Annotated in this window: 9 protein-coding genes; 7 read left to right on the top strand and 2 right to left on the bottom strand. The window is 62.8% G+C overall.

Annotated elements, in window-relative coordinates; genetic code table 11:
* Positions 1 to 21: 21 nt before the first annotated feature.
* The 6 genes from E3U23_RS06695 (at position 22) to E3U23_RS06670 (ending at position 10,324) form a co-directional block, all read left to right on the top strand.
* On the top strand, positions 22 to 2,112 hold the full coding sequence (locus tag E3U23_RS06695; RefSeq protein WP_279350453.1) for a RelA/SpoT family protein: 2,091 nt from the start codon (positions 22 to 24) through the stop codon (positions 2,110 to 2,112).
* The gene (locus E3U23_RS06690; RefSeq protein WP_279350452.1) at positions 2,109 to 2,489 is read left to right on the top strand and encodes a VOC family protein; all 381 of its coding nucleotides are present in this window, start codon (positions 2,109 to 2,111) and stop codon (positions 2,487 to 2,489) included. Before E3U23_RS06695 ends, E3U23_RS06690 begins: the two co-directional genes overlap by 4 nt.
* Before the next feature lie 486 nt (positions 2,490 to 2,975).
* Positions 2,976 to 3,386: a hypothetical protein gene (locus tag E3U23_RS06685; protein ID WP_279350451.1), complete on the top strand. Its 411-nt coding sequence runs from the start codon at positions 2,976 to 2,978 to the stop codon at positions 3,384 to 3,386.
* A 9-nt stretch (positions 3,387 to 3,395) separates the two neighbouring features.
* Complete coding sequence (locus E3U23_RS06680; RefSeq protein WP_279350450.1) at positions 3,396 to 6,557, top strand: DEAD/DEAH box helicase; 3,162 nt, start codon at positions 3,396 to 3,398, stop codon at positions 6,555 to 6,557.
* A 405-nt stretch (positions 6,558 to 6,962) separates the two neighbouring features.
* Positions 6,963 to 9,800 (top strand): M16 family metallopeptidase, encoded by a 2,838-nt coding sequence (locus E3U23_RS06675; protein ID WP_279350449.1) that lies wholly within the window; start codon positions 6,963 to 6,965, stop codon positions 9,798 to 9,800.
* A 35-nt stretch (positions 9,801 to 9,835) separates the two neighbouring features.
* Positions 9,836 to 10,324, top strand: coding sequence for a DUF427 domain-containing protein (locus tag E3U23_RS06670; RefSeq protein ID WP_279350448.1), 489 nt, complete (start codon positions 9,836 to 9,838; stop codon positions 10,322 to 10,324).
* 42 nt (positions 10,325 to 10,366) lie between these two features.
* Here the strand turns inward: E3U23_RS06670 and E3U23_RS06665 are convergent, their stop codons facing one another.
* Entirely contained in the window at positions 10,367 to 11,551 is a 1,185-nt protein-coding gene (locus E3U23_RS06665) for a DUF3089 domain-containing protein (protein WP_279350447.1), read from the bottom strand.
* Positions 11,552 to 11,708: 157 nt separating this feature from the next.
* Here E3U23_RS06665 and E3U23_RS06660 point away from each other — a divergent pair, with 157 nt between their 5' ends.
* Positions 11,709 to 13,241, top strand: a complete 1,533-nt coding sequence (locus tag E3U23_RS06660) for an MmgE/PrpD family protein (protein ID WP_279350446.1) — start codon at positions 11,709 to 11,711, stop codon at positions 13,239 to 13,241.
* Between the two features lie 3 nt (positions 13,242 to 13,244).
* Here E3U23_RS06660 and E3U23_RS06655 read toward each other — a convergent pair whose 3' ends face one another.
* A complete protein-coding gene (locus tag E3U23_RS06655; protein ID WP_279350445.1) occupies positions 13,245 to 13,931 on the bottom strand; it encodes a TetR/AcrR family transcriptional regulator in 687 nt (228 codons plus the stop codon).
* Positions 13,932 to 13,967: the final 36 nt, after the last annotated feature.

Raw genomic sequence — 13,967 nt, 5'->3', positions numbered from 1 at the left:
TTTGACCACATCATTCCCGCAATGCTGCGCCAGTACGAACTCGTAGAGCGGGTCAAGGAATACGACCCCGACGCCGACGAGGTGATGCTGAACCGCGCCTACGTCTATACCGTCCAGAAACACGGCACGCAGACGCGCGCCAGCGGCGATCCCTATTTTAGCCATCCGGTCGAAGTCGCCGGCTTGATGACCGACCTGAAGCTCGATCAGGAAACCATCGTCACCGCGCTGCTCCACGACACGGTGGAGGATACGCTCGCCACGATCGACGATATCGATCGCAATTTCGGCCCCGACGTCGCCCGGCTGGTGGACGGCGTCACCAAGCTGTCCAAGATCGAGCAGATGCCCGAAAACGAACGGGCGGCGGAGAACCTGCGCAAGTTCTTGCTCGCGATGAGCGAGGACATCCGCGTTCTCCTGGTCAAGCTGGGCGACCGGCTGCACAACATGCGCACGCTCCACTTCATCAAGAAGGAGGAGAAGCGCCAGCGCATCGCCCGCGAGACGATGGAGATCTATGCCCCCCTGGCCGAACGGGTGGGCATGTACGAATACATGCGCGAAATGCAGCTGCTCGCCTTCGAACAGCTGGAGCCCGAAGGCTATGCCACGATCATGCAGCGGCTCGAGCAGATCCGCGAGCAGGATGGCGGGCAGGTCGACCGGATCGCGCTCGACATGAAGCACGCGCTGGCCGAGGCCGGCATCGTCACCGAAGTTTCGGGCCGCGAGAAGCACCCCTATTCGATCTGGCGCAAGATGGCCGAGCGCCATGTCAGCTTCGAACAAGTGACCGACATCATGGCGTTCCGCATCATCTGCGAGGATGTGGCCGATTGCTACCGGGCGCTGGGTATATTGCACACCACGTGGCAGTGCCTGCCGGGTCGCTTCAAGGACTATATCTCGACGCCGAAGACCAATGGCTATCGCAGCCTCCACACCTCGCTGATCTACGGCAAGTCGATGCGTGTCGAAGTGCAGATCCGCACGCGCGAGATGCACCGCCTCAACGAATTCGGCCTTGCCGCCCACTGGGCATACAAGCAGGGCGATCGGCCGGATGGACAGGTGGCATGGCTGCGCGACCTGATCGAGATTGTGGATGCAAGCCACGATGCCGAAGAGCTGCTCGAGCATACGCGCATGGCGATCTACCAGGATCGCATCTTCGCCTTCACGCCGAAGGGCGCGCTGTTCCAGCTGCCGCGCGGATCGACCGCGGTGGATTTCGCCTTCGCCGTCCACACCGATCTCGGCCTGCAGACGGTCGGTGCGCGGATCAACGGGCGGCACATGCCGCTTCGCACCCAGCTTGCGAACGGCGACGTCGTGGAAATCCTCAAGGGCGAGAATGCGGAGCCGCAGATGAGCTGGCTCGGCTTCGTGGTCACCGGTAAGGCGCGCGCCTCCATCCGCCGTGCCGTCCGCCTGAAGGAACGCGCCGAAGTGGCGGAGATCGGCCGCAAGCTGTTCGACGAGATCGCCACCCGCGTGCCTGCCAAGGTCGGTAAGAAGGCGATGCGTGGCGCGCTCGAACGCCTCGCCATGGAGGAGGAGGACGACCTCTATTACGCCATCGGTTCCGCCAAGATCACGGATCGCGACGTAATGGAAGCGCTCGTTCCCGGCTCGACCGACGGCATGGAAGACGAAGCCGAATGGAGCCGCGGCACCAAGTCGCTTTCCATCCGTGGCCTGACGCCGGGCGTCGGGTACAAGCTCGCCGAATGCTGCCATCCCGTGCCGGGCGACCGGATCGTCGGCCTGCGCCTGCCGGGCGAAGGCGTGGAGGTCCACACGATCGACTGCCACCGGCTGGCCGACGGCATCGGGTCCGACTGGCTGGACCTGAGCTGGGGCAAGCGCAGCATGGGCGCGGTCGGCCGCCTGCGTATCACGCTGTACGATCGGATGGGGACGCTGGCGGAAATGGCCGGCATCTTCGCCAAGAACAACGTGAACGTGCAGAGCCTGCAGCAGACCCAGCTCGACCATCCGTTCACTACCTACGATGCCGATCTCGAAGTGCAGGATCTCGCCCATCTCAACCGCATATTGAGCGCCGTGCGTGCGAGCGATGCGGTGGCGCAGGCGGAGCGAGTATGAACGAAAAGAGCGCGGCCTCTATCCTCGGCATAGACCACGTGCAACTCGCCATGCCGCATGGCGGCGAGGAGGATGCCCGCCGGTTCTGGAGCGGGCTGATGGGCCTTCGGGAACGCCGCAAGCCGGTGCATCTTGCGGTCAATGGCGGGTGCTGGTTCGAAGGTGAAGGCGTCGCCATCCATTGCGGGGTGGAAGAGCTGTTCCTGCCCGCCAACCGTGCGCATCCGGCGCTGCTAGTCCGCGACCTGGGGGAGTTGGTCGAGCGGCTCGAAGCGTCGGGCATACCGTTCAAGCCGGGCAAGCCGCTCGAAGGCTTCCGCCGCGGCGACATCGCCGATCCGTTCGGCAATCGCATTGAATTGATGCAGCGGGTCTGACCGCACGCGGCTAGCGGACACGCCTAACCTCCGCCGCGCGGATCTTGCGAGAAATAAGAGCAACGGGTGACGGCCGATGCGGTGTTGGCCCGGCAGCATACGGGCGTGCTGTGTGCGGCTTCGTAAAAGCGGATGACGGAATTGCCGCCGCACAAATTTAGCATCCGTTCGGCCCAAGCCTATCGGGCGGCGAGGGGGCGGGCCACGCAGGCTCCCATCCTCTGCCATGGGGGCACACCCCCATTTTGCTGCGCCGCGTCCGTGAGGCCGGCAGCGGCACGGCGGGTCCGGTCGGCCCGCTCCCGATAAGTGCCGGTCGTTTTTCATCGACCGTCAACGCGATGTGATGAGCGAAGCGCCAACCGCCACCGCACCCGTTGCGACGAGGGGGTTAAGCGGGCGCGAGACGAGTAGGAAAGGGGTTATGTGCAGCGGCAGCGCGTTTTTCCGTCATGGGCATTCGGAATTGGGCGGTTTTCCGAATGATTGTTCGAATGCCGAGGAGCGAGGCGGGAAAGCGAGAGCGGCAACGCGCCGGAACACGCCGCTCTGGAGGCGGATGCCGCAAATTTCTTCGGCTGCGAGAGCGCGCTGTTCGCCGGTTCGGGCTTTGCCGCAATCAGTCTCATTATCTCGACTTTGCCGCAGCGTAACGATCTCGTTCTCCACGATGCGCTGATCCATGCCGGTTTACATGAAGGCATGCGGGTTTCGCGTGCCCCCTGCCAAGCGTTCGCACACAACGATGTGAACGCCGCAGCGGATGCGATCGCTTCGTGGCGCGCCAATTGCGGACGCAAGCCGTTGAGAACGAAGACAGGTCTCGTCGGCTTGCAACAAAAGGACAGGGCGAACGTATTGGCAGTGCCGGACTGTTCCGGCTCGTTCCCGCAATAGGAATTTCGTTTGCAGAAGTTGGAGAAGGCCCCGGCCGAGGCCGCCGTCGACGGTATGGGGGCCAAGGTGTTGCGCATCCTCGCAGTACTCGACGAACGGCCGATCCTTTACCTCGCGGATGATGAGACCGAAGCAGAGAGCCTAGCATCGGTGCTTGAAGCACTGCTGCCCGATGTGCCTGTCATACATGTGCCTGCAGCCGACACTTTGCCTGGAGAAGACGCGCCAGCCTCTCCTGCGAATATCGGCCACCGCGTGACCGCGCTGCGCCAGTTGCGAGCGCTTGCGCAAGACGATAGCGCCGAGAGGCCCATAGTGGTGGCCAGCGGAGAAGCGGCCGCGCATCGCTATCAGGCTCCGACGGCTTTCGATGCCGCGCCGCCCATCATCCGCGTAGGCGATCCGATCGATCCGGAGCGGTTCGCGGCTCAAGCGGTCGCCAACGGATACTTTGCGGACGACCGGATCGACGAGCCGGGCGAGATCGCCGTGCGCGGAGAAGTGATCGACCTGTTCCCCGCCGACGCGGGCGGCCCCGTCCGCATCGCGATCGACGACGATAAGATCATCGGTATTCATCATTTCGATCCCGTCACGCAGATGCGGGGCGAACCGTGCGATGAAATCGAGATCGGGCGTGCTGCCGAACCGGCGGAACCATTAGATGCGGTTCTCCTGGATCATATCCCTGCGGGCATCGTGCTTTCTTCCTCGCTCGCGGAAAAACGGCGGCGAGGATTTGTCCAATTGGCCGTGCGAATGACGAAGCAGGACAAGAACGAGGTCGACGCCGTATCGAATGAACGCTGGCTCGAAGCACTGGGCGATTGGCGCAGCGAAAGCGATCTCGAAACGAGCGATAGAAGCGCCATCGAAGCCGTACCGCGCTTTGCCGAAAGCAAGTCGACCGCCCGTGCGGTGAAACGCTTCCTCGATGCCGAGCGCAAGGCGAAGCGTGCTATCGCCCTGGTCGGCAGCGAACGCGACCTGCGGTTTCTACGCGGGCGTTTGAAGGGTGTCCTGTCCGGCGCTTCCGATCATGCCGATATCCGCGAGCTGCATAAGCACAAGGGGGCGGAGATCGCGATGTTCGCAGCACCGCTCGACCGGGGCGCGCGCGGGGCCAGTCTCACGCTGATCGCCGCCGCCGATATCCTCGGTACGCGTGCTTTGATCCAGCAGAAACCCGCAGGCGTTCAGGCAGTAGGGCTTGGCGGCGCAGAGATGCACGCGGGCGACCTCGTAATTCACGAAGAGCATGGGTTCGCGAAACTTCTCGGACTGGAACCGGCTCCCGGTGGCGAGGGCGAGGTGATCGCACTCGAATACGCCGATGAGGACCGCCGGCTGGTTCCGGTTCGCGATGCCGGAATGCTCTGGCGCTACGGTGGCGACAGCGACAATGTCAGGCTCGACAAGCTGGAAGGCAAAAGCTGGGACAAGCGCCGGGCTGAAATCGACAAAGCGGTCGGCGAAACGGCGAGCGCCCTTATTACCTTGGCGGAAGAGCGCGCCAAACTGGAAGCGCCAGTGATGAAACCCGAAAGCGACGCACTCGAGCGTTTCGTCGCTGGCTTTCCGTTCACGGAAACCCCCGATCAGGCACGGGCGATAGCCGAGGTTCGCGACGACCTCGAATCCGGCAAACCCATGGAACGGCTGGTGATCGGCGATGTCGGCTACGGCAAGACCGAGGTGGCGCTCCGCGCGGCGGCGATCGCGGCGCTATCGGGCTATCAGGTGATCATCGCCGCGCCCACAACGGTCCTCGCGCGCCAGCATCTCGACGAATTCACCCGGCGCTTCGCGGAGAGCGGGCTGAAGGTCGCCGGCCTGTCGCGGCTGTCCAGCGCTGCCGATAAAAAGGCCGTGCGGGCAGGGCTCGCAGACGGTTCGATCGATATCGTCGTCGGCACGGCATCGGTGGTCGGCAAGTCGGTGCGCTACGCGAAACTGGGCCTGGTGGTCATCGACGAGGAACAGAGGTTCGGCGCGGCCGACAAGGCGAAGCTGCGCGGCCATAAAGGCGTGCACTTGCTCGTGATGAGCGCGACACCGATCCCGCGCACGCTCCATCGCGCAATAATCGGGCTGCAGCAGGTTTCGATCATCGCGACCCCGCCTGCCAGGCGCCAGCCGATACGCACGACCGTAAGCGGGATCGACGATGCGACGATCCGCGTGGCGCTGTCCCGCGAGAAGGCGCGAAAGGGACAGAGCTTCGTCGTCGTGCCGCGTATCGCCGACCTTCCCGAAATGCGGGCGCTGCTCGAAAAGCTCGTCCCGAAGCAAACGCTTGTCGAAGCACACGGCAAGATGCCCGGCGCCGACCTCGACGAAGCGATGGTCGGCTTCGCCCGTGGGGAAGGCGACATCCTGCTTGCGACCAATATCATTGAAGCCGGGCTCGATGTGCCGCGCGCCAACACAATGATAATCTGGCGCTCGGATCGCTTCGGCCTTGCCCAACTGCATCAGCTTCGCGGGCGTGTCGGCCGGGGGCGGCGGCGTGGACAGGTCGTACTCGTGACGGATGGCGAGGATACGAGCGAAGCGACGCAAAAACGGCTGCGCACGCTTGCGACCTTCGATCAGCTTGGCTCTGGCTTCGCGATCGCCAGTGCCGATCTCGACCAGCGTGGCGGCGGCGATATCCTCAGCGATGCGCAGGCCGGCCATATGAAGCTGATCGGGGTCGAGCTATATCAGCATCTGCTTGAAGGCGCCCTTCGCCGTGCTCGTGGAGAAAAGCAGCGCGAATGGCATCCCGAGATACGGACCGGTGCGGCGGGGGGATTTCCAGCCGAATGGATCCCGGAAGAAGAGGTGCGCCTGAACCTTTACGTCCGGCTCGCGCGGCTCGAGGATCGCGAGGACCTCGAAGCGTTCGAAGCGGAACTGCTGGACCGCTTCGGAAGCCTGCCCCAAAACGCCGCTACGCTGCTGGAGCGCACCCGCATCACCATGTTGGCGATCGAAACCGAAATTCGCGCTGTGAACGCCGGCCCTGCTGCGATCGCATTCACGCCGATAAGCGAGGATGACGAACGGCTAAAGGCACAGGGTCTCGATGCAAGTGATGGCCGTTGGCTGGCGAAAAAGGGAGCACCTTTCAGTGATCCGGCGACGGAAGCGATAACGATCTTGGAAGCTTTGGCCGAGGGCGATTGATTGTGCGAAATCGGTAGGATCGAAAGACAAGAGTGACGGTCAGCAAAATTTTTGCCTCACCAGACGGTGTTGAAGAGCCCCGCCATTGGCCTTCCTCTGACGCTTACGCCTTTCATTTGAACGCTTGTGAAGATCGGCCGCGCTGCCAGCCGATCCGAAACCCATAGTATGCCTGCGAAGCAGCGCTGCGGAGAATCAACAGGTCGTTGAACGCCGTAGAGCGAAGTCAGCACTTCGTGCAGAAGGCTGATTGGCAATAGTTCGGACCTTCGTTCACTTCGGCTAGAGAGACAACGTCGGTGCCTCGACATTCGCCGTACGCACCTTTAGGCTCATCTTTCGATACATAGGGGGCTGGCGATATCTCGATCTGTTCCCTGCATTGACACCGGGGGAATGACAAACATGCTACGCCGTTTTCTATCGACTTCGATCATGGCGCTCGCCGTAGGCGCGTCCGTGCCCCTTTCCGCGCAAACTGCCGCAACCGACGAAATCACCGCGCCGGAAATCGAGTACACCATGTGGACGCTCGACAACGGCCTGCGCGTCATAGCGATCGAGGATGATACGACTGCCAGCGTCACGACCTCGATGTGGTACGATGTCGGCTCGAAACTCGATCCCGAGGGCCGCAGCGGTTTCGCGCATTTGTTCGAGCATATCCTCAGCCGCAAGACGCTGAATATGCCGTACAATCAGATTTATGGCCTCACCGCGGATGTCGGCGGCACGCGCAATGCCTCGAACGGCCCGGATCGTACCAATTATTTCGAGACCGTCCCGGCCGAATATCTCGAGCGTATGCTATGGACGCATCGGGAGCGGATGGCGTTTCCCGTCGTGGATGACGAAGTCTTCAATCGCGAACGCGACGTGGTGAAGGAGGAATTGCGGCAGCGCGTTCTGGCCCCGCCCTACGGTCGGTTCCAGCGCTTCGTCATTTCGGAAAATGCCTACGACACCACGGCTTATCGGCGTCCGGGGATCGGCTCGATCGAGGAATTGAACGCGGCCACGCTCGAAGATGCGCTGGCCTTCCACGAAGCTTTTTACGGGCCGGACACGGCGACGCTGATCGTAGCGGGCAATTTCGACGAAGCGAAGCTGCGCGCACTGGTCGATCAATACTTCGCCGACATTCCGGCTCGTACGAATCCGGTGTCGCTCGAACTGAGCGCCGAAGAGCCGGTGCGTACAGAACCGCGCAGTATCGTGGCCCGCGCTCCCAATGTACCGCTGCCGATCCGCGGTACCCTGTGGAAAGGGCCCAAGTCCGGATCTGCAGATGCCGCCGCGCTCGAAGTCCTCGCAGCGATCATGGCGCGGGGGGATAACAGTCGTTTGAACGAGGCTCTGGTGCGGAGCGGCAAGGCCGTCGATGCGAGCTTCTTTTACAACGACGGCGAGGAAGCAGGCATGATCGCGGGTTTCGCGATCACCAACCCTACGGCCGATGCAGCGGATGTGAAGACGGTTCTCGATGCCGAATTCGATCGCATCCGCAACGCTCCGATAAGCGCGGATGAACTGGCCGAAGCGAAGAACGAATTGCTTTCGAGCGCCCTGCGCAGCCGCGAAACCGCACGTGGGCGGGCTTTCGAACTGGGTGAGGCGCTGGTTTCCACCGGAGATCCCGAAGCGGCAGACAAACGATTGAAAGCCATTTCCGGCGTGACGATCGCCGATGTACAACGCGTCGCCGCCAAGTGGCTCGACCCGCAAGGTCGCGTCGATATGGCGTACGAACAGGGCGAGGAAAATCCGTCCGAATGGGCTAATCCCGCTCCCTTTCCCACGTTCCGCTCGCTGCCCGAGCCGACACGGTCGCCCCTGGCAGTGCGGCCCGAAGACGAACGCGACCCTCTACCGGAACCCGGTATGAAACCGGCGGTGGAAACACCGGCAATCGTCGAGCGCACCTTGTCGAACGGCGTCGAGGTCGTCGCAGCGCAGACGGGAGATGTGCCTTTTGCGACCATGACCGTACTTGTTCCCGGAGGATCGCGGTCCGATAGCCGGGCGAAGGCTGGCGTCGCCAACATGGCGGCAGTCTTGGCCGACAAGGGCGTTTCCGGGATGAATGCGCAGGAGATTGCCGCCCGTCTCGAAAGCCTGGGCGCAAGCGTTGGCGCAACGGCGGGCACCGATGGCACCTTCTTCAGTCTCACCGCGCCGGCGGCGAATATGGAAGAGGCGGGCAAGGTGCTTGCAGCGATGATCCGCAGCGCGGACTATCCCGCAGAAGAATTCGCACGTGAGCGCAAGCGCGCGATCGATGGCCTTGAAGTCAGTCTGAAGGATCCGGGAAGTCTGGCGCAGATGGTTGCGCAACCGGTATTCTATGGCGACGCGCCCTACGGTACGCTGGCAGGCGGCACCCAAGAGAGCCTGGCAGCCATTACGCGCGAGGACCTGATCGCCCATCGCCGAAATTGGTGGCATCCGGCCCAAACCAGCATCATCGTCAGCGGCGGCATCGCGCCCGATACGGCGGCGACGCTTGCCGATCGCCTGTTCGGTGACTGGACGTCGACTGCTCCGACCCCTCCTTCGATCGAAGATGGAGCGGGTACGCCGCAGCCGGTTCGCACTGTCGTGGTCGATATGCCCGATGCGGGTCAGGCCGCCGTGTATGTCGGGGTGCGGGCGCCTTCACGATCGAGCGACGACTACATGGCGCTCGAATTGGCCAATGCCGTGCTCGGTGGCGGATCGAGCGGCAGGTTGTTCGAAGAGGTGCGCACCAAGCGATCCATCAGCTACGGTGCCTATAGCGGTCTGCCGGCACATGCCGACGATGCCTATCTGATCGCCAGTTCGCAAACCCAGAACGCGACAGCCGACGAAGTGGTGCAAGTGTTCCTCGACGAATTCGACCGCTTGGGAAGCGAAACCTTTGCAAGCGATCTGATCGATACCCGGCGGCTTTATCTTTCCGGTGGATATGGCCGCAGTCTGGAGACGTCGGCAGGCTTCAACGGTATCGTCGCGGAATTGCTTATGTATGGACTGGAACCGGCCGAAGCGGCCAATTACGCAACCGATCTGCAAGGGGTAACACCCGAAGCGGCAAGCGCAGCTGCAGCGAAGTATGTTTCTGCCGACAAGGCGACGATCGTCGTGGTTGGCAACGCGGCGGAGTTCATCGACGATTTGCGCGCCATCCGCCCCGATGTTGAAGTGGTAAAGGCGGCAGATCTGGACCTGTCGTGCGGCGATCTAGGGGCGAGCACGCAATGATCGCCTCGGTAACCTTGCGGAACTCCTGATTCGCGATGCGACGCGAACCGACCGCACCGGGACAGGAGAGCGTCTGGGATTTTCCGCGTCCTGCAATCGCAGAGCCGACAAGTGCGCATGTCGTCATCGAGCATGGCGGACGCACGATTGCCGACAGCCGGCAGACGATCCGCACGCTCGAGACCAGTCATCCGCCAAACTACTACATACCGCTTGCCGACATTGCGCCGGGCGTGCTGCGGCGCGCGGAGGGTACGTCGTTCTGCGAATGGAAGGGCGCGGCGGTGTATTGGGACGTCGTCATCGGCGAGACTGTCTTGCCGCGGGTCGGTTGGAGCTATCCCGATCCGAGCCGAGCTTTCGCCATGCTGCGCGATCACGTGGCCTTCTACGCCGCGCCTTTCGATCATTGTTCTGTCGATGGCGAAAAGGTCACGCCGCAGCCGGGCAGATTTTACGGCGGTTGGATCACCAGCCGATGTGCGGGCCCGTTCAAGGGCGTACCGGGGAGTATGGGGTGGTGATGCGGCGCGATCGGTCGTCCCGCCGCGCCGCTTAAGCCTAAATCATCGACCGGGCTGTCTTGAGGATGCAGCCTCCAGCCACGCGGCGCTTTGCGAGCGGGCGAGGTCGAGGAGGTTGCCCATGACCAGGTTCATGTCGATCAGGTGGAGGCCCATGTCGGGGTTGATCTCGCCATCGGTATAGATGTCGCCGGTTATATCGTCGGTCCGCACGTCGTCAGGATCGGCTTTGATGCGGATCGTGAGGTATTGGCCGCTTTCGTTCGATACGCATTCGCCCGTCAGCAGACCGGGCACAGACGCGAAGGGAGTGTCGACCGTGCGACCGTCGGTGGTCCATTCGGGGACCGGCCCGCCCATCAGCGCAGCGGTGGTCAGGTATGAATGCAAAGGCGCTTCGCCGCCTGTCGGGGCAGCCGGATTTACGCAGGCGATGGCCATGCCCGGGCGCGATGTGGCGGCATAGTCGTTGACCGGGCCCAGCGTGTCGCGAAAGCTGCGATAGGCGACGATGCACCCGATTTCGTTCGTGTCGGTGCACAGTGGCATCGATTGAAAATCCCCGCCGACCACCTCGCCTTCGGGAACGAGCACGCTGGTGCCGTTGAGGTAGGCGGCCACGATCCGGTCTTGCACGGGCTTACCGTCGATCTCGGTCTTGGTAAGCTGGGTCAGCATGCGCGAGCCCTGCGAATGGCCGATCAGGATAACGCCGCGGCCTTCGTTATAATTGGCGAGATAGTGGTTCCACGCATCCACGACGTCGCCATAGGCGGTGCGAAATGCCGGGACGATCTCGGCCCGCGGGATCTGGCCGGTGGTGCCGCGTAAGGTGATCTGGCGGTATTTCGGTGCATATATTCGGCAGACGTCGGCGAAGCGGGCGAGCTGCTGCTGCACGACGCGCGTTTCTTCCGCGCCCGCGTTCCAATCCGCATTGGCCCCCTGGTCCAGCGAGACGGTCGGATAGATATAGAAGCAGTCGACCGGCGCATCGGCGGGTGGGGCGAATGCCTCGCGGGTCATCGACCCGTCGGCGGCGACGATGGTCGTCGTCAGGTCCTGATCGCAAATGTCCTCCCGCCCGGGAAGGCATAGCCACTTGTCAGCATCCGCATAGAGTTCACCGGAGGGGGATTGCGACGGATCAACCGGCTGCGCGGCGGATGGTGAAGCAAGTGTGCCGAGGGTCAGCGCGAACACGATACCGATGCGAGTGTGTTTCATATCTCTTTCCCAGTCTCAGCGGCAGCCGCGATTCAATCCGTGCTGCTCTTTCTCTGGCTAGGATGCCGCTGCATCCGTAATATTGCAACTTACAAACAAGCGAGTTTGTTTTTTCTTTGCCCTTCGGTATGCTTCTCGAAAACGAACGGAGAGAGGCATGAAAGATCGGCTGACGCTGTCCCGCCGCGGTGCGATGATGGGGGCAGGCATGACGACTCTGATGGTGAGCACGAACTTGGGCGCGGCGGGTAGCGCCGCCGTTCAGTCATCCGGCGAACCTGCAAAGCCGGGAGAGCCCGGTTTCGTCGCCGTCGTCCCCAATCTGACGGATTACCTTGCGGGCGCGCGCACCGCCGAAATTCCTGCCGCCATTCGTGAACGCGCGCGCCTGCATGTCCTCGATACGCTCGCTTCCATCGTGGCATGTCATGCGCTGGAGGCGTCGCAGCTGGGGCGGAAATACGCTCGAACGATGAGCGGCGGCGGGGGGAGTCCGATTTTCGCCGCAGAGGAGACCGCCAGCCCCATCGATGCCGTGTTCGCCAACGCGATGACTGCGCACGCCGCCGAGATCAACGATTTCATCCCCTCCGCCTATGTGCAGCCCGGCCCTTCGATCGTGAGTGCCGGAATGGAGCTTGCGCGCTCCAATGCGCGCAAGGGGCATGATCTCGTTAACGCGGTGGTCGCCGGTTACGAATTGGCGGGACGCATCCCAAAGGCCATCGGCACGCGGAACCTGTGGCGCGCCGGGCTGGCCAATCATGGGGTTGGTCCGGTTTTCGGAACGGCCGCGGCCAGCGCCGCGCTGCTTGGGCTGGACCAGGCGCAGTGCGACCATATGCTTGCCTATTGTGCGCAGCAGGCGTCCGGTTCGTGGCAGTGGATGCTCGATGTGCGGCATATCGAAAAAGCGTTCGTCTTCGCCGGGATGGGCGCACGGAACGGAATGCAGGCGGCGGTCATGGCGAGCCTCGGCTTCACCGGCGTTCCCGAAAGTTTCGATACCGAGCAAGCATGGTTCCGCTGGCCGGCCTTCTCGGGCGAGGGAGCGGATCCGGCCCGTCTGATCGACGGCCTCGGCGAAACCTTCGAACTCTCGCTGGCTGCGATGAAGCGTTACCCCGTAGGCGGCCCGACGCAGCCCGCGGTGCGCGCCCTGCTCGAACTTCAGGAAGAGGTGGACGCGCAGGATGTCGCGGCCATCAAGGTCGAGATGCCCGGTTCGGCCGACACCTTCCGCCGGGCCAATATGCCCGCGCTCAACATTCCCTATCTCGCCGCGATCATCATGCTCGACGGTCGGCTCGATTTCGTGGACGCGCAATCGCTCGACCGGATGGTCAACGACGAGGCGGCGAAGGCGTTCGCCCGCAAGGTCGAGGTGGTGGCGGATGCTACGCAGGACATGGGCGAAGGCGAGGACCGGACCGAAAGTGCGCGCGTGACGATCACGCTGGCAGATGGAAGCAAGAAATCCAGGTACATTGCCTACGTCCCCGGCTTTCCGACCCATCCGATGAGTAAGGCGGAAATCGAAACCAAGGCTCGTGAGCTGATCGAACCGGTGCTGGGTTCCACGAAAGCTGCAAGGCTGATCGCCCTTTGCGACGGGCTGGATGATCTCGCGTCGGTCGATCCGATCGTGGAGCTGATGCAGTTCGAAAGTCCCGCCGAAACATCGGCGTGATTCTCAGCCGCCTTCGTTCTCTGCGAAAAGGCGTTCGGTCAGCTTTTCCTTGTACCATTCGAGCAGCTTGATCGATTCTGCGATGGTCTCGGCTGAGCCGTCGAACATGGATTCCAGCAGCAGGCCCCGCATCGCCGCCGCATGCAGCTTGTTCATTGTTTGCAGCAGGCGTTCGTTCTCGATCCCGGCGGCCTTCGCCACGGTCTTCGTCTTGGCAAGTTGAAGCTGGTCGAGCTGCTGCACGAAGCGGGGCATGATTTCGGCCATCGAAGGATCGCCGCGCGAGCCGATCAGGATTTCGAGCAGCGCAATCGATTCCGGCTCACGAATGGTTTCCCAGGTGGCCCGGGTCAGCGCCTGGAAACGCTCCACGCCCGGCGCGATGCCGCGCAGCGCTTCCTTGCGCTTGACCTGCAGGGTCTCGACGGCACGATAGCCCACGGCTTCCATCAATTCGGCCTTGCCGGAGAAGTGGTGAAGGATGCCGCCTCGGCTGATGCCCGCCCGCTGGGCGACGCGCATCACGGTCGTCGCGGCATAGCCTTCTTCGGCGAGATTGAGGATCGCTGCGTCGATCGCCCGCTTGCGCGACGAGGAGGTCCGCTCCGCCTGCGTCCGGCGGACCTTTTTGGGGCGAAGCGCATCGTCCGCATCGTGTTCTTGTGTCGCCGTCGGCGCTTTATCGGTCATGTCGGTTCAGGTCAGTAAGGCCGATGAAAGCGCCGA

This window comes from Erythrobacter litoralis (genome assembly GCF_029760855.1).
In the GTDB taxonomy this organism is placed as follows: domain Bacteria; phylum Pseudomonadota; class Alphaproteobacteria; order Sphingomonadales; family Sphingomonadaceae; genus Qipengyuania; species Qipengyuania litoralis_A.
Note: the sequence above shows the minus strand (reverse complement) of the source record. Positions and strands in the feature narration are given on the sequence as shown.